The sequence below is a fragment of the Acidaminococcus sp. AM33-14BH genome (assembly GCF_003603525.1).
GTDB lineage: Bacteria > Bacillota > Negativicutes > Acidaminococcales > Acidaminococcaceae > Acidaminococcus > Acidaminococcus intestini.
In genome coordinates, this window is the sequence record NZ_QTNG01000001.1 from 190,624 (window position 1) to 213,458 (window position 22,835).

At 51.9% G+C, this 22,835-nt stretch carries 20 protein-coding genes; all 20 read left to right on the forward strand.

The features are described from left to right. The first annotated feature begins 898 nt into the window (after positions 1-898). The gene (lpxB, locus tag DW817_RS00960; protein ID WP_009015602.1) at positions 899-2,032 is read left to right on the forward strand and encodes a lipid-A-disaccharide synthase; all 1,134 of its coding nucleotides are present in this window, start codon (positions 899-901) and stop codon (positions 2,030-2,032) included. Next, positions 2,029-3,798, forward strand: coding sequence for an ABC transporter ATP-binding protein (locus tag DW817_RS00965; RefSeq protein WP_009015601.1), 1,770 nt, complete (start codon positions 2,029-2,031; stop codon positions 3,796-3,798). The genes lpxB and DW817_RS00965 overlap by 4 nt, the downstream gene beginning before the upstream one ends. Before the next feature lie 47 nt (positions 3,799-3,845). Further along, positions 3,846-6,377: a tetraacyldisaccharide 4'-kinase gene (lpxK, locus tag DW817_RS00970; protein ID WP_021736443.1), complete on the forward strand. Its 2,532-nt coding sequence runs from the start codon at positions 3,846-3,848 to the stop codon at positions 6,375-6,377. After that, the gene (gene kdsB / locus DW817_RS00975) at positions 6,374-7,153 is read left to right on the forward strand and encodes a 3-deoxy-manno-octulosonate cytidylyltransferase (RefSeq protein ID WP_009015599.1); all 780 of its coding nucleotides are present in this window, start codon (positions 6,374-6,376) and stop codon (positions 7,151-7,153) included. The genes lpxK and kdsB overlap by 4 nt, the downstream gene beginning before the upstream one ends. 1 nt (position 7,154) lies before the next feature. Continuing rightward, entirely contained in the window at positions 7,155-7,976 is an 822-nt protein-coding gene (gene kdsA, locus DW817_RS00980) for a 3-deoxy-8-phosphooctulonate synthase (protein WP_009015598.1), read from the forward strand. Between the two features lie 4 nt (positions 7,977-7,980). Continuing rightward, the gene (locus DW817_RS00985) at positions 7,981-8,946 is read left to right on the forward strand and encodes an SIS domain-containing protein (protein WP_021736439.1); all 966 of its coding nucleotides are present in this window, start codon (positions 7,981-7,983) and stop codon (positions 8,944-8,946) included. Beyond that, positions 8,947-9,489 (forward strand): HAD family hydrolase, encoded by a 543-nt coding sequence (locus DW817_RS00990; RefSeq protein ID WP_009015596.1) that lies wholly within the window; start codon positions 8,947-8,949, stop codon positions 9,487-9,489. It abuts the gene before it with no gap. Beyond that, complete coding sequence (locus DW817_RS00995) at positions 9,489-10,358, forward strand: lysophospholipid acyltransferase family protein (protein ID WP_009015595.1); 870 nt, start codon at positions 9,489-9,491, stop codon at positions 10,356-10,358. The genes DW817_RS00990 and DW817_RS00995 overlap by 1 nt, the downstream gene beginning before the upstream one ends. A 16-nt stretch (positions 10,359-10,374) precedes the next feature. Further along, positions 10,375-10,923, forward strand: a complete 549-nt coding sequence (gene lptC / locus DW817_RS01000) for an LPS export ABC transporter periplasmic protein LptC (RefSeq protein WP_014128243.1) — start codon at positions 10,375-10,377, stop codon at positions 10,921-10,923. Further along, positions 10,924-11,772 carry an LptA/OstA family protein gene (locus DW817_RS01005; protein ID WP_014128244.1) on the forward strand — a complete coding sequence of 283 codons (849 nt, stop codon included), beginning with the start codon at positions 10,924-10,926 and terminating at the stop codon, positions 11,770-11,772. Positions 11,773-11,786: 14 nt separating this feature from the next. Then, positions 11,787-12,506: an LPS export ABC transporter ATP-binding protein gene (gene lptB, locus DW817_RS01010; RefSeq protein ID WP_009015592.1), complete on the forward strand. Its 720-nt coding sequence runs from the start codon at positions 11,787-11,789 to the stop codon at positions 12,504-12,506. 8 nt (positions 12,507-12,514) lie between these two features. Beyond that, on the forward strand, positions 12,515-13,603 hold the full coding sequence (locus DW817_RS01015) for an LptF/LptG family permease (protein WP_009015591.1): 1,089 nt from the start codon (positions 12,515-12,517) through the stop codon (positions 13,601-13,603). A 400-nt stretch (positions 13,604-14,003) separates the two neighbouring features. Then, complete coding sequence (locus DW817_RS01025) at positions 14,004-14,276, forward strand: YdbC family protein (protein WP_120110424.1); 273 nt, start codon at positions 14,004-14,006, stop codon at positions 14,274-14,276. 359 nt (positions 14,277-14,635) lie between these two features. Then, positions 14,636-15,577, forward strand: coding sequence for a D-2-hydroxyacid dehydrogenase (locus tag DW817_RS01030; RefSeq protein ID WP_120110428.1), 942 nt, complete (start codon positions 14,636-14,638; stop codon positions 15,575-15,577). 91 nt (positions 15,578-15,668) lie between these two features. Next, positions 15,669-16,031 (forward strand): lipopolysaccharide assembly LapA domain-containing protein, encoded by a 363-nt coding sequence (locus DW817_RS01035; RefSeq protein WP_009015588.1) that lies wholly within the window; start codon positions 15,669-15,671, stop codon positions 16,029-16,031. Between the two features lie 11 nt (positions 16,032-16,042). After that, positions 16,043-18,379, forward strand: coding sequence for a single-stranded-DNA-specific exonuclease RecJ (gene recJ, locus DW817_RS01040; RefSeq protein ID WP_120110431.1), 2,337 nt, complete (start codon positions 16,043-16,045; stop codon positions 18,377-18,379). A 13-nt stretch (positions 18,380-18,392) separates the two neighbouring features. Continuing rightward, entirely contained in the window at positions 18,393-20,615 is a 2,223-nt protein-coding gene (locus tag DW817_RS01045; protein ID WP_016459683.1) for a bifunctional (p)ppGpp synthetase/guanosine-3',5'-bis(diphosphate) 3'-pyrophosphohydrolase, read from the forward strand. Positions 20,616-20,624: 9 nt separating this feature from the next. Continuing rightward, the gene (dtd, locus tag DW817_RS01050) at positions 20,625-21,074 is read left to right on the forward strand and encodes a D-aminoacyl-tRNA deacylase (protein WP_120110435.1); all 450 of its coding nucleotides are present in this window, start codon (positions 20,625-20,627) and stop codon (positions 21,072-21,074) included. 13 nt (positions 21,075-21,087) lie between these two features. Next, complete coding sequence (locus tag DW817_RS01055) at positions 21,088-21,711, forward strand: MBL fold metallo-hydrolase (protein ID WP_021736455.1); 624 nt, start codon at positions 21,088-21,090, stop codon at positions 21,709-21,711. An 11-nt stretch (positions 21,712-21,722) separates the two neighbouring features. Then, positions 21,723-22,793 carry an AI-2E family transporter gene (locus tag DW817_RS01060; protein WP_021736425.1) on the forward strand — a complete coding sequence of 357 codons (1,071 nt, stop codon included), beginning with the start codon at positions 21,723-21,725 and terminating at the stop codon, positions 22,791-22,793. Positions 22,794-22,835: the final 42 nt, after the last annotated feature.

The window sequence follows — 22,835 nt, forward strand, 5'->3', positions numbered from 1 at the left end:
AAATCCCGCAGCCCGAAAAGGCTGCGGGATTTTTGCATATTTGAATGTTCGATAGGCGATATCAGAATATAGTATAATAAGATATATAGACATAATATATATTTTTTGCTATAATTTACGCGCAATGGAAAACATTGTTTTCAAAAAGAGATCGTGAGAGATGGATTGGAGACCCATTTCTCACGGTCTTTTTTGTGTTTATCTATATGTAAAATGAGATAGCTGGAAGGAGTAAATCATTTCCCTCAAATGAAGCTAAAGAAGAATCATACTTTAGCAGAATTGTTGAAGAGAAGGAAATAATAATCCCAATTGAGTATAGATTTTATATTTAAATTTAAATTTAAATTTAAATATAAAATCAAAGATGCCTAAGTAAAAAATATTTCTTGGTAGGGAAAAATAGTCCTTGTAAAATAAAAGGGAGACCCCTATTGCTGAAATCGTGTTGTCTAGACAATGCCTATCAAAATAAGGGAAGGTCTCCCCTGAAATAGCGTGATCTGTCATCAAAATAATAAGGGAGGCTAAGAACGAATTTTAGATGAAAAAGGTCCTCTGGAGCTTTCTCCTTAAGGCGGCAGAACCTATTGTAGGAAACAATGGGTTCTGCCGCCTTAGCGGTTAGTTAAAGAGGAATTGGGACAGGCTAAAAGCCCCACGCCATGCATAAGGGGCTGGAAAAATCAGGGAGGTGCTATGGGACGGGCAAGAGCAGCCATAGGCCACGTAGGATCCATTTTCCGCATGTAATGAGGCTGCAGCACAATCTTATAGGGGGCTTTCAAGAACATGTCGACACATACCAGGAACCCAAAGCTACAGCAAAATTTCCTCCGATATGATATAATAAACTGTCAAACTGTCATTTAATCCTACGTGAGGAGGGTTCCATAGGATGCGTATCTTCATCTCGGCCGGTGAAGCTTCCGGCGACCTGCATGCCGCGGCCCTGACGAGGGAAATTCTTTCCCTTGCACCTGATGCCGAAGTGTTTGGCATGGGCGGCGACGCGCTCCGGTCTGCTGGCGGAGAGGTTATTTTTGATTATAAAGACAACAGCGTCATGGGCTTTGTTGAGGTCCTCCGGAAACTACCAGACCTGTTTCGGCTCCGGGATGCTTTTCGCCAGGTTATGGTGGAACGGAAACCGGATATTTTTGTGACTGTCGATTATCCAGATTTTAATATGCGTGTGGCCAAGGTCGCAAAGCAGTTAGGTATTCCCGTTTTTTCCTTCATTCCGCCTTCGGCGTGGGCCTGGCGGCGGGGGCGGGCCAAGATGGTAGCCCGTCTGGCAGCCCGTGTGGCCTGCATCTATCCTTTTGCTTATGAGGTCTATAAGGAAGCCGGCGCGCCTGTTGAATTTGTGGGCAATCCTCTTGTTGATATCGTAAAACCTACGATGAGCCAATTAGAAGCCCAAAAGGCGGTCGGTAAAAGGCCAGGCCATCCGCTCATCCTGTTGCTCCCAGGAAGCCGTCAGGGTGAACTTCGAGGCGTCCTTCCCGTGATGCTTGAAGCATTGCCGCTTATCAAAAAGGACCAGCCTGATGCGGATTTCATTCTCCAAAAGGCGCCCAATGTGGATCGTCGGGAGCTCGAAGCAGCCCTTGATACGTCCAAGATTCCCGTCCGCATTGTCGAAGGGCATCCCTATGACACTATGGGTGCCTGCGACGCGGCCCTTGCTACGAGCGGGACCGTCGTCCTGGAAGCGGCCCTCATGGATCTTCCCAGCGTCATCTGTTACAAGGCAAGTCCCATCAGCATGGCCATTGCTAAAGCCCTCGTCAAAGTGAAATATGCAGGCCTGCCCAATCTGTTAGCAGGCCGGGAAATCCTGCCCGAACTCATTCAGGAAAAGATGACGCCGGAAAATATGGCCCGTCATGTCCTGCGCTTTTTGGATCCTGCCGAAGGGGCCAAGGTCCATCAGGATCTTCGGGAGGCCATTTATAAGCTCGGAGCTCCGGGCGCCGTCAAGCGGACGGCTGCCCTTATACTTGAAACTGCCAAGGAGAAGAAATGAACCTATATCTTAGAATCCTCAAATTCATTCGTCCCTATTTGGGACGCCTCATTGCAGCCGGTTTCTGTACGGTCATGACGGCCGCTGCCAACCTTTATGTGCCGTGGATTGTCCGCGATGTCATTGATAAGGTCTTCCAGAACAAGGATAGTGATCTCCTTAATTTGATTTCCCTTGGAATCGTAGTCATTTTCTTTGCCCGCGGCATTTTCTACTATGGTCAGAGCTATCTCATGAACTATGTCGGCGAGAGCATTGTCATCGATGTACGAGGAATTGTCTACCGCAAGCTCATGACTCTGTCGACTCATTTTTTTGACACGAATAAGCTGGGTACCATCATGAGCTATGTCACAAACGATGTGGCAGCCCTCCAAGGCGCCATGGTGGCCAATTCCATTGAAATCATCACGGAAACGAGTGTCCTTATCGGGAGCGTCGGCGCCATGGTCTACCTTGACTGGAAGCTGACCCTTTTTACGTTCTGTACTTTCCCAGTGGTTCTTTTCTTCATGGATTTCTTTGGCAAGAAGATTCGCAAGAGCGGCCACCGTATCCAGCAGGCAACGGCGGATATTACGTCGATCCTGCAGGAAACCTTGGCTGCTACGCGTGTTGTGAAGAGTTTTGTCCGTGAACCCTATGAAATTGCCCGCTTCGATCAGCAGAACAAGGCCAATTTCTACGCCAATATGAAAAGTGCCAAGCTCATGGGAACCCTGTCTCCTGTCATTGAGTTCATTGCGGCCCTTGGGGTCACGGCCATCATTTGGTTTGGCGGCCGTTCCGTCATCGGCGGTGACATTACGGCGGGGTCCCTTGTGGCTTTCCTCGTCTATGCCATCAATATTTCCAATCCGATCAAGCGGATTGCCCGCGTATTGGGAAGCATCCAAAAGGCGCTTGCCGCGGCTGAACGTGTCTTTTACATCATGGACCTGACGGATACGATTCCGCAGAAGCCTGATGCCATCACGCTGCCCAGTGTTGAGGGAAATGTGGAATTCCGTCATGTATCCTTTGCCTACAATAAAGGGGAGACCATTCTTCACGATGTGAGTTTTTCTGCAAAGCCCGGTCAAGCCATTGCCCTTGTGGGGCCTTCCGGTGCCGGTAAGTCAACGGTGGCAAGCCTTTTGCCCCGTTTTTATGACGTGACGGAAGGGGCCATCTTTGTTGACGGCCACGATGTTCGGGATGTGACGCTTGCCAGCTTGCGCGAACAGGTCGGCATTGTGCCTCAGGAAACCAACCTCTTTAACGACACGGTCTATAACAACATCCTTTATGGACGGCTGGATGCAACGCGGGATGAGGTCATTGCAGCGGCTAAAGCCGCAAATGCCGATGAGTTTATCCAGCAGCTGCCTAAGGGCTATGATACACAGCTTGGTGACCGGGGCGTCAATATTTCCGGCGGCCAGCGCCAGCGCATTTCCATTGCCCGGGCCATCCTCAAGAACCCCCGTATCCTGATCCTTGACGAAGCAACAAGTGCCCTTGACACGGAAAGTGAACGTATCGTCCAGGAGGCCTTGGACCGCCTGATGGTGGGGCGCACGAGCTTTGTTATTGCTCACCGGCTGTCGACGATCCAAAACGCTGCCAAAATCATTGTCCTTGATAAGGGCTCCATCGTAGAAGAAGGTACCCATCAGCAGCTCATGGCAAAACATGGTCTTTATGCCCATCTGCACGATATCCAGTTCAAGGAGAACCAGACGGCATCCGGCACTTTTGGGGATGACGCAAGTGAAGACGCCTAAAAGGTACGGGAGATAGGCTTCCCGATAAAGTGAAACGAGGGTGACTCATGTATTATCTGTATAACTTCCTGGCAGTGATGCTGCTGATCTTTTTTGTACTGCCTTATTTCATCTGGCGCTATTTCCGGGAAAAAGGATTTCCCCGCCGCTTCCGCCAGAGCATGGGCTTTATTCGTGACGATGAAATCGCAGCTGTTGCACACCAGAATTGTATCTGGATCCACGGGGCCAGCGTAGGTGAAATTGTGGCCACAAGCCCCCTTGTGAAGGAAATCCGCAAGGCTATGCCTGATGCCAAGATCCTGGTTTCTGCCGTGACGACGGGGGGCTATAACATGGCCCACCAAATCATTCCCGAGGCGGACGCCATCATCTATTTCCCGCTTGATATGCCGTTTGTATCCGAATCCTTTGTCAAGCGCATCATGCCGCGTATCTTCATGCCTGTGGAAACGGAGCTGTGGCCGAATTTCCTGCGTGCCATCAAGCGCCGCCGCATTCCCGTCATGATGGTAAACGGCCGTATTTCCGATAAATCCGTCAAAAGTTACCGGTACCTTTACGGCATCCTTGATGATATGATGGGAAGCGTGACCCGTTTTTGCATGCAAAGTTCCATTGATGCCGAATACATTGAGCATCTGGGCGCGGAAAAGCGCCGCATCTATATAACGGGCAATACGAAATTTGATCAGACCTATGCAGAAGTGACGCCCGAAGACCTCAAGACCTACAAGGAAGAACTCGGTCTTTACGATGATTATCCAGTCATCGTCGCGGGGAGCACCCATCCGACGGAAGAAGAAAAGCTTTTTGAAGCCTTTACAGAAGTCCAAAAGGAATTTCCTAGGGCACGGCTCCTCATTGCCCCGAGAAAGCCGGGACGGACCCATGAAATCACGCGTCTTGCCGAACGTTTCGGTCTCACGGTAGGCCTGCGCTCCGTCCTTCGCGACGAAAAAGGGCAGCGGCCGCGTTACCCTGTCATCCTCATTGATACGATCGGGGAATTGGGCCGCATCTATGCCGTGGGTGATGTCGTTTTTGTCGGCGGCAGCCTTATCAACCATGGCGGGCACAATGTCCTTGAACCGGCGGCTCATGCCAAACCCATCATTGTGGGTCCGAGCATGTCAAACTTCAAGGATTCCTTCTCTCTTTTGAGCAAGGTGGGAGCCTGTGTCCAAATTCGGGATACAAAGGAACTGACGGCTATGTTCCTTACAATCCTGCGTGATGACGCACTCCGTAAAAAGATGGGCGACGCGTCCATCCAGGTTATCCGCGAAAACCGCGGAGCCGCGGTCCGCACCATTGGCTATCTTAAGGAACTCCTGCGGCTTACAGCCACAGAGAGCATGGTCAACACCCACTATAAGATCAGCACGCGCAACATCAACGATGAAGTATCGCCCCGCATGCGCCCTGGGGATGCAGTGACACAATATTTGATCCAGCTTTCCCATGGTGAGGACAACAATGTGCTGGACTGGTTGGTCCTTTCCTTGCTCCGCGTCCTATCCGTACTTTATGAAGTGGGGGTTCGCCTCAAACTGAGCTGCTACAATCACCATCTCCTGCCGACAACAAAGCTGGACTGCTGCGTCATCAGCATTGGCAATATTACGGTTGGCGGTACCGGAAAGACCCCAACCGCCCAGAAAGTGGCTCTTATGATCCGCGACATGGGGTACCGTGTCGTTATTTTGAACCGCGGCTATCGGTCCCACTGGCAGGAAAAGATCGGTGTTGTTTCCGACGGCAAAAAGATCTACATGACTGCCTATGAAGCCGGTGACGAAGCGTTCCTCATGGCAAAACAGCTGCCTGGGATCCCCGTTGTCATTGGGAAGGAACGCGCCATTACAGGTCAGTATGCTGTCGACAAATTCAAGGCTGAAGTCATTATCCTCGATGATGGCTACCAGCATTGGCAGCTCCACCGGGACCTGGATGTGGTCCTTGTGGATACGCTCAATATGTTTGGCAATGGCAGCATCCTTCCCCGAGGCACCCTGCGCGAACCGCTGAAGAACCTCAGCCGCGCCGACCTCTTCCTGCTCACCAAATGCGACCAGAGTTCACCCATTTCCCGGGCCACGCTCTGCGACCAATTGCATCGCTACAAACCCAATGCGCCCATTGTGGAGAGTATCCACAACCCCTGTGCGTTCATTGAGATTGCCGATTGGTATAAAAATGATGGCTCCAAGGCACTTCCCCTTGAGGCACTCAAGGGACAGGAAGTCATGGTCTTTTCGGCCATTGGCAACCCGTCAAGCTTTGAACAGACCATGGCTGGTGAAGGGCTTCAGATTGCAGAAGCCATCCGTTACCCGGACCATCATGATTATGGCATGGTGGAAATGCAGTACATCATGGAACGGGCCATCAGCAAACGGGTCACGGCCCTTGTCACAACAGGCAAGGACGCCGTTAAGATCCCGACAGAATTCATCTACCTCCATCGTGAGGTCCCCCTCTATGTCCTAGACATGGAAATCCAGATCACCAGTGGGGAAGAGGCGTTTGTGAAAACGATTACCACTGCCATCGAAAAGGAGAACAAAAGACAATGAAAGTTTTATGTGTGATTCCGGCGCGTTATGCTTCTACCCGTCTGCCGGGGAAACCTCTTGCAAATCTGGCCGGTAAGCCCATGATTCAGCGTGTCTACGAACGGGCAGCCCAAGCCAAGATTCCTGATGAGATCATTGTTGCTACCGATGATGAACGCATCAAGGAAACCGTGGAAGGCTTTGGCGGCAAGGCCATGATGACGGCGGCTACGCACCCGTCCGGTACGGACCGTCTTGCTGAGGTCGCCTTGAGCTATGATAAGGTCGATGTCATCATCAATGTCCAAGGGGATGAACCGATGATTCCGCCAGAACTGATTGATTCCCTCTGTGAAGCTTTCGAAAATAACGACCAGCTCCAGATGGCGACGGCAAAGACCCTTATGGATGCGTCAGAATATGACGATCCCAACGCGGTCAAAGTGGTTACGGACCAAAGTGGTTATGCCATCTATTTCTCTCGCAGCTTGATTCCGTATCCCCGTCACAAGACACCGGAGTTCAAAGTGTATAAGCATATTGGTATCTATGCATACCGTCGTGACTTTCTATTGAAGTTTGCGGCACTGCTTCCTACGCCTCTTGAACAGATTGAAGGTCTGGAACAGCTGCGTGCCCTGGAAACGGGAGCCAAGATCAAGGTTCTCACGACGGATTTCAAAGGCATTGGCATTGATACGCAGGAAGATCTGGATCGGGCCAACAAGGTCTTTGAACTGGAAGAAGAAAAGAAACGTCAGGAAGAAGCGGCACGAGCTGCCGAGGAAGGAAAGTAACATGAAGACCGTAGCGATTGGTAATTACAAAGTCGGTGCCGGCCATCCGCTCCTTGTCATGGCTGGTCCCTGCGTCCTGGAAGGCTATGAACGGAGTCTCATGATCGGAAGACGGGCCAAGGCCATCTGTGAAAAGGTGGGCCTGCCCTATGTTTTCAAAGCTTCCTTCGATAAAGCAAATCGTTCGAGCCTTACGGCTTTCCGCGGCCCGGGTCTGGAAGAAGGGCTTGAAATCTTGAAGCAGATCAAAAAGGACCTGGGCGTCCCTGTTGTATCTGATGTCCATGAAACCTATCAAGTGGAAAAAGCAGCGGAAGTCCTCGATATCATCCAGATCCCGGCTTTTCTCTGCCGCCAGACGGACCTGCTCGTGGCAGCTGCCCATACAGGCCGCGTGGTGAACGTCAAGAAGGGCCAGTTCCTGGCTCCGTGGGACATGAAAAATGTCATCAATAAGCTCGTCGGGTCTGGAACCGAAAAGATCATGCTGACTGAGCGCGGGGCCAGTTTTGGCTACAACACGCTGGTAACGGACATGCGGAGCCTTCCCATCATGCGTGACTTCGGCTATCCGGTCATCATGGATGTGACGCACAGCGTACAGATTCCTGGCGGCAAGGGCACAAGTTCCGGCGGCCAGAGCCAGTATGCGCCCCATATGGCCCGCGCGGCTGCAGCAGTCGGTGTCGATGGTCTTTTTATGGAAGTCCATGACAATCCGGCAGAAGCCCTTTCCGACGGGCCCAACATGATTGCCCTTGACAAGATGGAACAGGTCCTTTTGGACGCTAAAGCCATTGATGCCATTGGGCGTAGGGAGTGATACCATGTTTGAACGCGCAAAAGAAGCTCTCCAGATCGAGGCGGATTCCATATTGGAACTGATTCCCCGTGTCGATGAACATTTTGGAGCGGCTCTGGAAATGATCCTTCACTGCCCCGGCCGCATCATCGTAACGGGGATGGGAAAAAGCGGCATCATTGGCCGCAAGATTGCAGCAACCCTTGCCAGCACGGGGACACCGTCCTTTTTCCTGCATCCTGCCGAAGCCATTCACGGCGATCTCGGCATGGTGACACAAGGTGACGTGGTCCTTGCCATTTCAAATAGTGGGGAAACGGGCGAGGTGCTTCATATCCTGCCCAGTATCCGCCGCATTGGGGCCCGCATCATTGCCATGGTGGGCAAGCCGGAGTCGACCCTTGCCAAGAACGCGGATATTGTCCTTGATGTCGGGGTCAAGAAGGAAGCCTGTCCTTTGGGCCTTGCGCCTACGAGCAGTACGACGGCAACCCTCGCTTTTGGCGATGCCCTTGCCATGGAGCTGCTGTCGGCCCGCCATTTTACGGAAAATCAGTTTGCCATCTACCATCCCGGCGGAAGCCTGGGCAGGAAGCTGCTCCTTACGGTTGGGGATATCATGCACAAAGGGGATGAAAATCCGCTGGTGCCGTCTGACATGACGGTAAAGGATGCGCTTTTTGTCATTACCGATAAAGGTCTTGGTGCTGTATCCGTTGTCGATGGACAGGGCCGGCTGAAGGGACTTCTCACGGACGGCGATATCCGCCGCGGCTTTGCAAAGAGCCTTGATTCCCTCAATAAACCGGTTTCTGAACTCATGACAAAGTCGCCGAAAACCATTACAGCAAGAAAACTGGCTGCAGAAGCCCTTCATCTCATGGAATCGAATAAACCCCATCCGATCACGGTCCTGCCCGTTGTGGATGAAGAAAAGAAAGTCGTCGGCCTGCTCCATATGACCGATCTTGTGCATCAGGGAGTGGTATAAATGATGAAAGACGAAGAGTTTGCCAAGATCCGTCTCCTTGCCCTCGATGTGGACGGTGTCATGACCGATGGATCCATCATCATTGGTCAGGAAGATGAACTCAGCAAACATTTCAATGTACGCGATGGCCTGGGCATCAGCCTTGCCATGAGAAATGGTATCCAAGTGGCCCTGATAACGGGGCGTCACAGCGAGATTGTACTGCATCGCGCCATGGAACTTGGCGTCAGCAATGTCTATGAAAATGTAATCTATAAAGGAAAGACCCTCGTTGAAGCGGCCCAGCGTCTGGGTATCCCGATGGAAGCCGTGGCTTTCATGGGGGATGACCTCAATGACCTGCCGGCCTTTAGCCGCGCGGCCTATTCCTTTGCCCCCAAGGACGCGGCGCCTGAGGTAGCAGCCCGTGCCGATTATGTCTGCGAAAAAAAAGGGGGAGAAGGCGCTGTCCGTGAAGTCTGCGAGAAGATCCTCAAGGCCAAGGGGCTTTGGGATGGCATCGTGGAAGGGTATCTGGTAAAAGGGTATGGTGACAGACAGTAATGCTTTATGCGATTCTCAAAGGGATGAGCACCTTCGTTTCCTGGCTTCCTTATAAATTTGTGGTCCGCCTGGGACGAAATTGTGGTAAACTATACTATCATATTGCCAAAAAGCAACGCGTCCGTGCGGAAAAGACCATCATGGAGCGAATGGGCATGGAGGAAAAAGAGGCCAAGGAAACCATTTACCGCCTTTTCCTCAATCTAGGCATGACCTTTATGGAAATGCTCTACATGCCTGCCCTCAATAAGGACAACATCCGCGGCCTTGTGACCTTTGATCGGCCCGATGTCCTTTGGGAAGCCCTCAGTAAGAAAAAAGGGGTTGTCATGCTCGCCTGCCACATGGATAACTGGGAATGGCTCGGAGCGGCCTTGGCTCTTAATGGATTTCCCCTCAGTGCTGTGGAAAAACCTCAGCCCAATCCGGTCTACAGTGATTTCATGAATGAGCTGCGCCGCGGTGTCGGGCAGGAAATCTTTGCCCGTGGGACCAATGAGATCCTCGGCTGTGCCCGGGCGATGAAAAAAGGCCGGATGCTGGGCCTGATTGCCGACCAGGACGGGGGCTATAACGGCATCTTTGTGCCGTTTTTTGGGAAGATGGCTTCGACACCGGAAGGTCCGGCGTATTTTGCCCGCAAGTTCAAGGCTCCTATCATTCCCATCTTCATCATCCGCAAGAAAAATGGCTGCGGCCACCGCGTGTTTGTGAAGGATCCCATTTATTACGAAGATACGGGAGACCGCAAAAAGGATGATTACAACGTGACGCTCAAGATGACCCAAGAAGTGGAAGCCATTATCCGCGAATATCCGGACAACTGGATCTGGTTCCAGCACCGGTGGAATACACCTTATGAAGGATAAGAAAGGAAAGCGATTCATGCGCTCTGATAAACGGACAATCATGATGGTCATTGGGGCCGTGCTGCTCATGGGCGGCGTCATTGCTTGGCTTCTGTCAAGCAAACCCACGGCAGGAACGGTCAAGAAGGCCAAGGAAACAGATCCTCATCAGGTCATTGGATCCACTATCGAAGAAAACAAGGATGGCCGTAAGGTGTGGTCCCTGACGGTGGAATCCATGGTCTACGATAGGAAGGCGCAGATTGATCATATGAAGGGCATCAAAGGGACCTTCTATGATGAAGATGGTTCAACCATGACCGTCACAGCTGATGAAGGGGACGTGGATGTAAAAACAAAGAGCGTCATCCTTACAAAGAACCCCAAAGGCACGACCAGTACCAATGGGACCGTGACGGCCGATAAGATTACCTGGAACAACGAAAAGCAGATTGTCATTGCCGAAGGCCATGCGCGGCTGACCAAGGATGACGTTGTTGCCACGGGAGGCAAGGCAACCTTCAATGTGCCTATGGAGCACGCCACGCTGGAACAGGATGCACATGTACAGAAGGGAGATTTTTAAATGAAAATGAAAGCACTTTTCCTCACTTGTCTCATGACAGGCCTTCTGTCCATGGGCGCTGTGGCTTTTGCCGCTTCAAGCGTCAGCGGTGACAAGGTGGAGTATGATTTTAAGAGCGGCCAGGCTGTGGCCGAAGGTAACGTGGAAATCCGCCACGATAAAGGACGCGCCACGGCTAGAAAAGCAGAATACAACACCAAGACCGGGGAAGGCAGCCTTGAAGGGTCCGTCGTTGCCGATCAGGAAGACGCTCATCTGACGAGTGCGTCCCTCATCATCAAGAATAAGGGCGATTATCTTTCCGCCATTGGCAATGCCGTCCTTAAAAAGGCGGACAAGACCCTGCGCGCGGAGCAGGTCAACTACGACTCGGCGGCCAAATACGCTGAAACTGTCGGCAGCTGGGCCCAGCTCACCATGGATGATGGGTCAAGCCTTGACGCGGCATCGCTTACGTATAACATGGAAACAAACAAGGCTTTTGCTGACGGGAATGTACGCCTGATCAGCCCGCCTCGGGATCTTACGGCCCGCGCTGATTCGGCTGAATATGACCTCAACGAATCCGATGGGACCATCCATCTGAACGGCCACGCGACAGCGACACAGGAAGGCAATACGGTCAGCGGCGATACGCTTACGATCCGCGGTGCCGGCGGCAAGATTGCCCAAGGCGATGGTGATGTGCGCATGGTCATCATTCCGCGCAAGAAGGAAGAGGCTCCCCGTGAGGAAGTCCCGACCTTCCAGATTGCAGGGCGCGAAGGTGTGCCCGATTCGGTCTATAAATTTTACAACTGGCCCGGTGAGCCTGTAACCATCGGTTCTGTTGATACGGAGCTTGCTTAAAGGAGAAAGAACCTGTGAAAATTCGTGCAAATGATCTGGTAAAGGAATATGGGGGACGCATCGTTGTTGACCATGTCAGCCTCGAAGTGGCCCAGGGGAGCATTGTTGGCCTGCTCGGTAAAAATGGCGCCGGCAAGACAACAACCTTTTATATGATCGTCGGTCTGGAACATCCAGATCGGGGCACGGTCCATTTGGATGAGCTTGAGGTGACGCACCTGCCCATGTATAAACGGGCGCTCGCGGGGATTGGATATTTGCCGCAGGAAGCGTCCATCTTTCGAAAATTGACGGTGGAAGAAAATCTCCTTGCCATCCTTGAGGACGTGGAGCCGGATGGAAAGAAACGCCAAGAAAAAATGGAGGCCCTTATTGAAGAGTTCCATATTGGGCATATCCGTAAGAGTCTGGGAACGGCCCTTTCCGGCGGTGAGCGCCGTCGTGTGGAGATTGCCCGTGCCCTTGCAACGGAACCGGCCTTCATCCTTCTTGATGAACCTTTTGCAGGCATTGACCCCATTGCCGTGGCCGATATCCAGGTCCTTGTCAAACATCTGGCCAAACGCGGCATTGGCGTCCTCATTACGGATCATAACGTGCGGGAAACGCTCAGCATCGTTGACAAGGCCTACATCCTGAACGAAGGCAAGATCATGGTCGAAGGCCCCAGTGAGAAGGTCGCTGCCGACCCGATTGCCCGGAAGTACTACCTTGGAAAAGACTTTAAGATGTGAGGCGTACCATGAGGATACTTGATAAATATATTTTAAAACAGATGCTGCAGCCCTTTGCTTTCGGGGTAGCTGCCTTTTCAACCATCTTTGTGGCAAGCTCCTTTCTTTTCCGCGTAACCCAGTACATTACGCAGTATGGGGCGTCCTATTCATCGCTTTTTCGTCTGTTCCTGTGCCTCATGCCGGAAGTCATCAACTACACTTTCCCCATGAGTATGCTGCTCGCCTCGCTTTTAACCATGGGACAGCTGTCTGGAAACAGCGAAATTACGGCTATGCGCAGTGGGGGAATGAGCTTCCGCCGTATTGCCATGCCAATCCTTGCCGCTGGATTCGTCGTCAGCCTTTTTTCCGTGGTCTGGGCTGAAAAAGTTGTGCCGCCGGCGAAAGCCGAGTATGAACGCATCATCCAGCAGGAAATCAAGAACAACACGAAACCCCGTACGCAGGACCATATCCTGCTGAAAAACATCTCCAAGGGCCAGCTGACGCGTCTTACTTATGCTCGGACCTTTGATGAAAAAGCTGGCGTCATGAAGGACATCACCATCGAGGATTGGGATAAGGGCCGCGTCGTCCGCATCCAGCGCACGCCTGAAGCCAAATGGCAGAATGGGACGTGGATCATGGAAAAGGGAACCATCACGGAAATCACAAACGAGGAAGGGCTCACGCGGACCATGACCTTTGATAAGCAGGTCCTTCCCATTACGGAAACGCCAAAGACCATCACCCTTGATCAGAAAGACCCTGATGAAATGACCATCGGTGAATTGAAGATGTACATTGGTATCTTGGAGCGGCAGTACCAGCCAACGAGCAAATACGTCATGGAAATCTACAGCCGCTTTACCGTGCCCCTTGCCAGCTTCTTCTTTGCTCTCATCGGCGTGCCGCTGGGTGTTCAGAGTCAGCGGGCAGGAACCAGTATGGGCCTTGGCTTTTCTGTGGTCATCATCTTTATTTACTACTCCATCATGACTTTTATGACCGGTCTTGGTCAGGGCGGCGTGATTCCGCCTTTTATCGCGGCGGCCGTGCCAAACTTCCTGTGCGGATGTGCAGGGGCCTACCTGATTTGGCAGAAGGATCACTAACTGTAACGTAATGCAGGAACCCTTCCGATTTCTTGCAGCCGCAAGCCTCCATGGCTTCCTTGCTTTTAAGGAAGCCATGGAGGCTTTTTTGATTTGCACGAAGATTCCTTTCTCATGGGGACTTCTTACGCCTCGGCGCTCCCTTTTTGAAGGACTGTTTGGATGCTCCCTTTGGGTCCGCCGTGTTGCGGAAAAGCCTGTAGATGGTGTTTTTTCAAACGCTTATTATTCTTAAAAGGGACTTTTTTACCAATGACCCCTTTCCCGTGCTGAAAGGCGGTTTTTACGCGATAATCGGGAAACATGTTTTTTTCAATTTACGGTATAATAAGAGTAGGCCTACAACGCTGCAGCAAGATCTGGATCCAGCACTAGAAATCGACAAAAAGGAGTATGCATCATGCAACAGAAACCAAACGGTTCCGACAGCGATTTTTCCTTTGATATCAAGCGTCATATCGGTGTTCTTTCGACGACGCCCCGAGGGTGGACAAAAGAACTCAATCTTGTTTCCTATAATGGCGGCCGCAGCAAGCTTGATATCCGCCTGTGGAGCGAGGATCACCAGAAGATGGGGAAGGGAATCACCCTGGTACGGGAAGAAGCCGATATCCTTTACGCCCTTTTGACGAATATGCGGAATAAAGAGGCCCCAATGCGGGGGCAGCGGTAAGAAATCCTAAGCGATAGTTTCATAGAGAAAAAGGAGCTTCAGTCCCTTGATCCGGAAAAGGGCTGAAGTTCCTTTTTGTGTTTGGAAATGGCGGTTTGGCCTTTTTCCCTGACAGCGCGAAGGCCTTTGACAGGATAACCATACTGCTTCAGGATGATCCAAAGGCTTCTTTAACGCAGGGCCTTTTCAACTAAGAAAATCCAGCAGCATGCTTTAGGCCTTGTTTCATCATCCTGACGAGTTGACGAGTCCGGATGAATGGCTGACAATCAGCCAATTCCCATTGCTCAAACCTCTTTTTTTCGCTACAATAAAGGTGTAACAAAGAGTCTGAAAAGACGTCAGAGGAGGTTCATATTGTGAAGGTTTCTGTTGTTATGCCTGTAACAGATGCACATAAAATGGCCCTTAAAAAGGCCGCTCCAAGCGCTGAATTTACGTTTGGAAAGGACGAGACTGCGCTCAAGGAGGCAGATGTCATCATTGGAAATATTGCGCCCCAGAAGGTCAAGACCTTGACCAAGCTGCGGTTCCTGCAGCTGAATTCAGCAGGAGCCAATACCTACTGCGAGCCTGGTATCCTGCCAGACGGTGTGGCTCTTACCAATGCTACAGGGGCCTATGGGATTGCCATCAGTGAACATATCCTGGCGACGGTCCTTTTTCTCATGAAGCGCCTTCCGACTTATTATGATCAGGGTAAGGCGCATCGCTGGGAAGACGCCGGTCCGGTGAATACGCTCTGCGGATCTACGGTCGCTGTCATTGGTTTTGGCGATATTGGCCGCCATTTCGGCCGCATTGCAAAAGCCATGGGAGCTCACGTCATTGGTGTCAGACGGCGCTCGTCCGACCTTGTTCCAGAAGCGGATGAAATGGGAACTTTTGCTTTGCTGGGGGATATCCTTTCCCGGGCTGATGTGGTCGTCTCCTGTCTTCCTGACACGCCGGCTACGCAGGGATTGTATACGGAAAAACGTTTCCTTGAAATGAAGGAAGGGGCTCTTTTTGTCAACATCGGCCGCGGCAATGCCGTCGACCAGGACGCGCTTAAGAAAGCTCTTCAAAGCGGACATCTTGCCGGCGCTGCTATTGATGTGGCAACGCCTGAACCGCTTCCTGAATCAGATCCCTTGTGGGAAGCACCGAACCTTCTTGTGACGCCGCACGTAAGCGGCGGGTACCATGCCCAATCGACGTGGGATGCAATCATTGCCATAAGCTGCCGCAACCTTGCGCATTTCATCAAGGGGGAACCCCTCGAAAATATTGTCGACAGGGAGACGGGTTATCGCAAATAGATGCCATTTTTTGGGATTTTCCTGCAAAATTGCGGACCAATCCATGATATAATACTTTATTCACTATGATGAGTTGAGAGGAGGCAGTACCATGTTTTATATGATTATCATGGGAATCCTTTCCCTGTGTGTAGCCATCTTTGCTGTTCAAAATGCCGTGAGCGTGGAAGTTTCCTTCCTCTTCTGGCATTTTTCCATGAGTCTTGCCTTGATTATCATTGGCTCCCTTCTCATTGGCCTTGTCCTGTCAGGTCTCATTGCCCTTAAAGTAAAGGCCGGTCACTTCATGAAGGAACGCCGCCTCAAAGGGCAGATCAAGGCCCTTGAAGAGGAAAATGCCGAGAATCGGCGCAAGATGGGGACGGTTCCCCATTTTAAAGCAAGACCTAAGGCCTCTGACGCGCCCCAAACGGATGATGATCCCATCATCAAACCATTTGACCCAGGAAAGTAGGAATTTCGTTCATGATTTGCAGTAAAATCAGTCACAAGGCAGGGCCCCTTGACCCTGACCTTTTGGAAACGGGAAAGGCCCTGGGCCTTTCTCCTGTTCTTATGGGGATCCTCAAGCGAAGGAACCTGACGGACCCTGAAGCCATCCGGACCTTTCTTGACGGCAGCCCCGAACCTTTTCATGACCCCTATGGACTGCTCCATATGGAGCGGGCCGTCACGAGGATCTGTGAAGCCCTCAGCAAGGAGGAGAAGATAACGATCTACGGGGACTATGACGTAGACGGGACTTCTGCCAGCTCCTTGCTCTTTCTCTTTTTAACAAAAAATTTGGGCGCCAAGGCTGCCGTTTATATTCCTCGACGCGATACAGAAGGGTACGGACTCAACCTAGAGGCCCTTGAAAAGATTTACGCTGGTGGATCGACCCTTGTTATTACTGTCGACACGGGAATCAGCGGAGCGGATGTGATCAAGAAAGCCCCCACCGGTCTTGACGTCATCATAACGGACCACCACCTGGCTCCGCAGGAGCTTCCGCCGGCCTACACGGTCGTAAATCCCAATCAGCCTGGTGATTCATACCCAGAAAAGGGCATCTGCGGCTGTGGGGTGGCTTTTAAGCTCTGTCAGGCCCTGTGGCAGCATTTTCATCCCGAAAGTGCGCTTTGGACAGATCTGATCGAACTTGCTGCCGTGGCAACGGTAGCGGATGTGGTGCCCCTTGTAGGGGAAAACCGGGAGATTGTTCGCAGGGGACTCAAGAAAATCGCCAATACGTCTCTTGTGGGACTGCGCGCCTTGATCCAGTCGGCGACGCGGGAAGGTTCCCCCATTACGAGTGACACCATTGGGTTTGGCATCGGGCCTCGCATCAATGCCGCTGGACGCCTGGACGACGCCATGCTTGCCGTAAAGCTGCTGATAACAAGTGACAGCGAGGAAGCCAAGAACCTTTCCCGTGAACTCAATGACCTCAACGCCAAGCGCCAGGAAATCAGTCAGCGCATCTTTGAAGAGGCAGAAGCCATGCTGACCGCGTCGGGCAGGGTCCCGACCTGGGGCATTGTCCTTGCCAAAGAAGGCTGGCATCCTGGTGTCATTGGTATTGTGGCGTCCCGACTGACCGAAAAATACCATGAACCGACAATCCTGATGTCCATCAAGGACGGCATTGCCAAGGGGTCATGCCGCAGTATTCCTCCGGTCCATCTTTATCATGCCCTGGAAGCCTGCCGCCCCGCCCTGATCCAGTTTGGCGGCCATGCCCAGGCAGCGGGCCTGACCATGGAAGCAGATCAGGTGGACGAATTGCGGCATCTTTTTACAGAGGCCGTGAAAACGGCCCTCCATGGCGAAATTTATGAACCGGAAGTGGAACCGGATTATTTCATTCCCGAAGGGGAGGCTGTGACGGAAAAAATTGTCCACGAACTTGAACGGCTCCAACCCTTTGGCCAGAACAATCCGGCTCCGATCTTGGGATTTGAAAGGGCCGTCATCACGGGCGTGCGCACTATGGGAAAGGACGGCAGTCATTTGCGGCTGGACCTTTCAAGCGGCGGCTATGGCTATAAGGGACTTTTGTGGCAGGAAGGCCCGCGGAGCCATTACTTCTACGAGGGAGAAGAGGCAGCCGTGGCCTTTGTGCCCCGCCTCAACACCTTCCGCGGCGTAACCACGGTGGACCTCGAGGTCAAGGCTGTCGATACGGCACAGACCATCGTTGATTGGCGTCACAGCAACCTGAGCAAGGAAGCTATTTTAAATACTATTTTACAAAAAGAAGAAAAAACAGTACTATATAAGCAGGAAAGTGAAACAGAACTGTCCTTTCCTCCCGGGGTCGATGTCCTTCCTTACGGGGCGCCTCTTCCCAGCGGGGTCAAAACGGTTATTTTCTATGATGCCGGTGCCTTTGCCCTTATGGATGAGGCTCATTTTCCCCTGAAAGGAGCGGGTGCGCTCCATCTCCTGTATCATCGCGACGAGATGGTGGCTGCCCGGCAGGCACTTCATGCTTCCTATCCGGATGTGATGGGCTTACGCCACTGCTATGCCCATATTCGGAGCGTCCTTAACTCGCGTCCTTATGCCACGAAACAGGACCTTTTGGGATCGACACGGGAAGGGTACCGCATTACGGAACGTGTCTTGAAGCTCTTTTTTGATCTGCACTTTTTCCTGGAAAAGGATGGCACCATTGTGCCGCGGCAGGTACAGCCTATTGACATGGCGGAAAACCCTGCTTATCAGGAATTTTGTGCTGAGCGGGACCGTAAGGAAAAACGCCTGACCGCCGCTTGGCAGATGAAGGCCGCGGCAATTGCAGCCTTATGGAATAATTAGAGGGGGTGAGAAGATGGAACAGTTAGATGCAACACCAATCAGTGCAGAGGAATTTTATGTGAGAATCGGGAAATATCTGACCCCTCGCCAAGTGGAGTTCGTTCGGGAGGCCTATAATTTTGCGGCGGAGCAGCATGCCAGCCAGAAACGGGCCAGCGGTGAACCCTACATCATCCATCCGCTGGGGGTAGCAAGCATCCTGGCCCAGCTTCATATGGATGATACGACCCTTGCTGCCGCCTTCCTCCATGATGTGGTGGAAGATACGGATGTGACCCTCGACCAGCTGACCGATATTTTTGGCCTTGAAGTGGCAGGACTCGTCGATGGCGTCACCAAACTCGGCAAGATTGAATATATTTCCCGCGAGGAGCAGCAAGTCGAAAACTATCGGAAGATGTTCCTTGCCATGGCAAAGGATATCCGCGTGGTCCTGATCAAGCTTGCGGACCGTCTGCATAATATGCGGACCATGAAATACATGCCGCCCAATAAACAAAAACGGATTTCCAGCGAGACCCTTGAAATCTATGCGCCCTTGGCGCATCGCCTAGGAATCTATGCCATCAAATGGGAACTGGAAGATCTGTCTTTCCGCTACATGGAGCCGCAGCATTACTATGAGCTTGTGGAGCAGGTCAAGGTCAAACGGCACGAACGGGAAGCCATGGTCCAGGAAGCCATGGACGAATTGAGCCATCTGTGCAGTGATAGTGGGATCAAATGTGAAATCCAGGGCCGTCCCAAGAGCTTTTACAGCATCTACAAGAAGATGCAGAAAGACAACAAAAGCATCAATGAAATCTATGACCTTTTGGCAGTCCGTGTCCTGGTTGACAGCGTAAAGGACTGCTACGGCGTCCTGGGGATTGTCCACGGAAAGTGGCGCCCGATTCCGGGTCGTTTCAAGGATTATATTGCGGTCCCCAAATCAAATGGCTATCAGTCCCTTCATACGACCGTCGTTTCCTCGAGCGGGCAGCCGCTTGAAATCCAGATCCGCACCTTTGAAATGCACCGCATTTCCGAATATGGTGTTGCCGCCCATTGGCGTTATAAGGAGTCCGGCGGGTCCAATATGCCGAGCTCATCGGACAAGTCGGCCGATGAAAAGATGGCCTGGCTGCGGCAGCTCCTTGATTGGCACCGTGACATGCGCGATCCCCACGAATTTGTTGATACGGTCAAGATGGACGTTTTTTCTGATGAAGTCTTTGTCTTTACGCCCCAAGGTGACGTCATTGACCTGCCTTTTGGCAGCGTTCCCATTGATTTTGCCTATCGCATCCATACGGGCGTGGGCAATCGCTGCGTCGGTGCCAAGATCAATGGTAAGATCGTTCCTCTCGACTATAAGCTCAAAAACGGCGATATCGTGGAAATCATCACGTCCAAGACGAGTCCTGGACCGAGCCGCGACTGGATCAACATCGTTGGGTCAAGTCAGACCAAAAATAAGATCCGTCAGTTTTTCAAGAAGGAACGGCGGGAAGAAAATATTGTCAATGGACGGGATATGCTTGAACATGAATGCCGGCGCCTGGGCTATGATACGGCAAAGCTCCTGACGAGCGAAAACCTCAAGGAAGTGGCCACACGTTCCCACTTTGACGGCAGTGAGGAAAATCTGCTGGCTGCCATCGGCTATGGCGGCGTCCTTGTGAGCACGGTCATGGTAAAGCTCATTGAGCTTTACAAAAATGCCCAGAAAAAGAATCAGACCAAGAATCTGTCCCAGCTTCTTAAGGAACTTAAACCGCGGGTATCCAAACCCCATAAAGGAAGTCATGGCATCCTCGTCAAGGGTGAAGATGATATCATGGTGAAGCTTGCCCGCTGCTGCAACCCCATTCCAGGCGACCCTATCGTAGGCTATGTTACCCGCGGCCATGGCGTGTCTGTCCATCGCGTCGACTGTCCCAATGTCCTTGCCAATAAAGAGGAATCGGACCGTATGATTGAAGTGTCGTGGAACATCGACACGGATGAAGCCTACAAGGTTGTCCTGCGCATGAGCTGTATCGACCAGACGGGTGTCATGGCCAACATCATGACCGTAGCCAGTGAGACAAAGGTCAATATCAATTCCCTCAATGCCCATACGAATCCAGATAAAACGGCTTATGTGGACCTGGGACTTGACATTACAAGCCTTGAACAGCTAAACTACATCATTGGCCGCATGCGCCGCATCAAAGGCGTCTATAAAGTCGAACGCAAGACCAGTGGTCTGTAAAGGAGCATTATGAGAGCAGTCGTCCAGCGCGTATCAAGCGCCAGTGTCAGTGTCAATCACGAATCCATCGGCATGATCCAAAAGGGTTTTCTTGTCCTTTTGGGCGTTGAAAGAGGGGACACGGATAAAGACCTTCACTACATTGTGGAGAAGGTTGCCGGTCTCCGTGTCTTTGACGATGAAGAAGGCCGCATGAACCGGTCCCTTGTGGATACCCAAGGCGAGCTCCTTGTCGTCAGCCAGTTCACCCTCTTGGGGGACGCGCGCCATGGCAAACGGCCTTCCTTTACCCAGTCGGCCCCGCCTGATGAGGCGAAACGGCTTTATGAAAGGGCAGTGGTCCTTTTTCGGGAAAAGGGCATCAAGACCGAAACGGGACAGTTCCAGGCTCATATGGAAGTGTCCCTGATCAATGACGGCCCGGTGACGATCCTCATCGACAGCCGCAAAACATTTTAGGAGAAACCCATCTATGAAACTCTATCGCATCGTTGTAGGCCCCATTCAGGAAAACTGTTACCTCATCAAAAATGAGGAGACAGGGGAGGGCATCATCATCGATCCCGGTGATGAAGCGCTCAAGATTATGGAGGCTGTTAAAAAAGCCGGAATCAAAAAAATTACGGCCATCTTTATCACCCACGGTCATGGTGACCATATTTCAGCTTTGGACGAAGTCAAGAAGCTGACCGGGGCCAAGGTCTATATGAGCCGAGAAGACGCGCCTATGCTTCGCGTTTGGAACAGCAGCCTGTCGTATTCGACAGACCGGGATAAGACTTTTGATCCGCCGGACGTCTATTTTGAAGACGGCATGACTGTTACAGAAGCCGGTCTGACCTTTACCATTGCCGCAACCCCGGGCCATACGCGCGGCGGTGTGTGCATCATTGGCGACGGCGTTGTGTTTGTCGGGGATACGATTTTTCTTGAATCCATCGGCCGTACGGATCTTCCCGGCGGTTCCTATGATGATATCCTCACTTCCATCAAGACAAAACTCTTGACCCTTCCCGATGACTATCGGCTGTTTCCCGGTCATGGACCGGATACGACCGTGGGCTGGGAAAGACGGAGAAATCCGTTTCTGCAGTAAGAGGCGGCCCTATGATGACACAAAAACCTCGGGGAATGCTTGTAAAGTCGGCTTTTGCACTTCTTGCTTTTGCGGCTTTTTGCCTTGTCGCCGATTTTCTGCTTCCCGTCCTGATTTCCATTGCTTTTTCTTATTTGCTTTATCCCATTGTCCGGGCGCTTGAAAAGATTACGTGGGGACGGGACCGCCGCATGCCGAGTGCGGTGGCCGTCCTCCTGTCATTTGTCATCTTTCTTCTGTTTATGAGCGCTGCCCTCCAGATCCTCATGGTCCCTTTGGTGACACAGGTCAATACCCTCACCAAGGCCCTGCCGGGTTTTGCTGCCCAGGTGTCAGCGACCATGAACTGGTTTTTTGGCCCGGAGGCCCGTGCTGCGCTTCCTGCCAATGTGCAGGCCCTCATCAATGAAGCCCTGACGACGGCGGGCCGTAACGTCATGGCCCTTTTCCAGGACCTCATTTCGTCGACTTTTCGCGTGGCCCGTTCCATGGCGAGTATGGTCCTTGTTCCTTTCTTGACTTTTTATTTCCTGAAGGATTGGCGGACCCTAAAGGCCATGGCTGTCAAAGTCTTTCCCTATGACCGGCAGGCACTTGCCGAAAAGGTTCTCGAAGACATTGGCAGCATGCTCTGCACCTATGTGGACAATATGCTGAAGCTTTGTCTTGTGGCCGCAGGCTGCCTGACCGTTGGCAATTATGTCCTTGGCGTGCAGTATACCTTGGTCCTTGGTCTTCTTGCCATGCTGACAGAGCTTATTCCCCTCGTTGGTTCTGTTGTGGGGACCCTTGTCGCTGTTTTTGTCGCTCTCTTGCAGCGGCCCGCCTTGGCGCTCCAGGTCCTCATTTTTTACCTTGTCTACTACCAGGTCGACTCTCAGGTCATCATGCCCACCCTTGTGGGAAAAGCCATTACCCTGCATCCGGTCCTCATTATCCTATCCGTCATCATCGGAGGGAAACTGGCCGGTGTCATTGGCTTGATCTTTGCTGTGCCAGTACTGGCCATCATCAAGATCCTTTATGGCTATTTCTGGCACTGGGGTGAGCCTCTTCCCAAAGAGGAGGAAAAGGCAATTTAGGCCGCTTTATATTGAAATCATCCAGTATCTTGTGGTAAACTA

Coding starts and splice junctions, on each gene's coding strand:
- DW817_RS01045 (WP_016459683.1), top strand. CDS start 18,393: ATGGAACAGTTAGATGCAACACCAATCAGTGCAGAGGAATTTTATGTG.
- DW817_RS00990 (WP_009015596.1), top strand. CDS start 8,947: ATGATGAAAGACGAAGAGTTTGCCAAGATCCGTCTCCTTGCCCTCGAT.
- kdsB (WP_009015599.1), top strand. CDS start 6,374: ATGAAAGTTTTATGTGTGATTCCGGCGCGTTATGCTTCTACCCGTCTG.
- lptC (WP_014128243.1), top strand. CDS start 10,375: ATGCGCTCTGATAAACGGACAATCATGATGGTCATTGGGGCCGTGCTG.
- lpxB (WP_009015602.1), top strand. CDS start 899: ATGCGTATCTTCATCTCGGCCGGTGAAGCTTCCGGCGACCTGCATGCC.
- DW817_RS00985 (WP_021736439.1), top strand. CDS start 7,981: ATGTTTGAACGCGCAAAAGAAGCTCTCCAGATCGAGGCGGATTCCATA.
- kdsA (WP_009015598.1), top strand. CDS start 7,155: ATGAAGACCGTAGCGATTGGTAATTACAAAGTCGGTGCCGGCCATCCG.
- recJ (WP_120110431.1), top strand. CDS start 16,043: ATGATTTGCAGTAAAATCAGTCACAAGGCAGGGCCCCTTGACCCTGAC.
- DW817_RS01005 (WP_014128244.1), top strand. CDS start 10,924: ATGAAAATGAAAGCACTTTTCCTCACTTGTCTCATGACAGGCCTTCTG.
- DW817_RS00995 (WP_009015595.1), top strand. CDS start 9,489: ATGCTTTATGCGATTCTCAAAGGGATGAGCACCTTCGTTTCCTGGCTT.
- DW817_RS01025 (WP_120110424.1), top strand. CDS start 14,004: ATGCAACAGAAACCAAACGGTTCCGACAGCGATTTTTCCTTTGATATC.
- DW817_RS01015 (WP_009015591.1), top strand. CDS start 12,515: ATGAGGATACTTGATAAATATATTTTAAAACAGATGCTGCAGCCCTTT.
- DW817_RS01035 (WP_009015588.1), top strand. CDS start 15,669: ATGTTTTATATGATTATCATGGGAATCCTTTCCCTGTGTGTAGCCATC.
- DW817_RS00965 (WP_009015601.1), top strand. CDS start 2,029: ATGAACCTATATCTTAGAATCCTCAAATTCATTCGTCCCTATTTGGGA.
- DW817_RS01055 (WP_021736455.1), top strand. CDS start 21,088: ATGAAACTCTATCGCATCGTTGTAGGCCCCATTCAGGAAAACTGTTAC.
- dtd (WP_120110435.1), top strand. CDS start 20,625: ATGAGAGCAGTCGTCCAGCGCGTATCAAGCGCCAGTGTCAGTGTCAAT.
- lpxK (WP_021736443.1), top strand. CDS start 3,846: ATGTATTATCTGTATAACTTCCTGGCAGTGATGCTGCTGATCTTTTTT.
- DW817_RS01060 (WP_021736425.1), top strand. CDS start 21,723: ATGATGACACAAAAACCTCGGGGAATGCTTGTAAAGTCGGCTTTTGCA.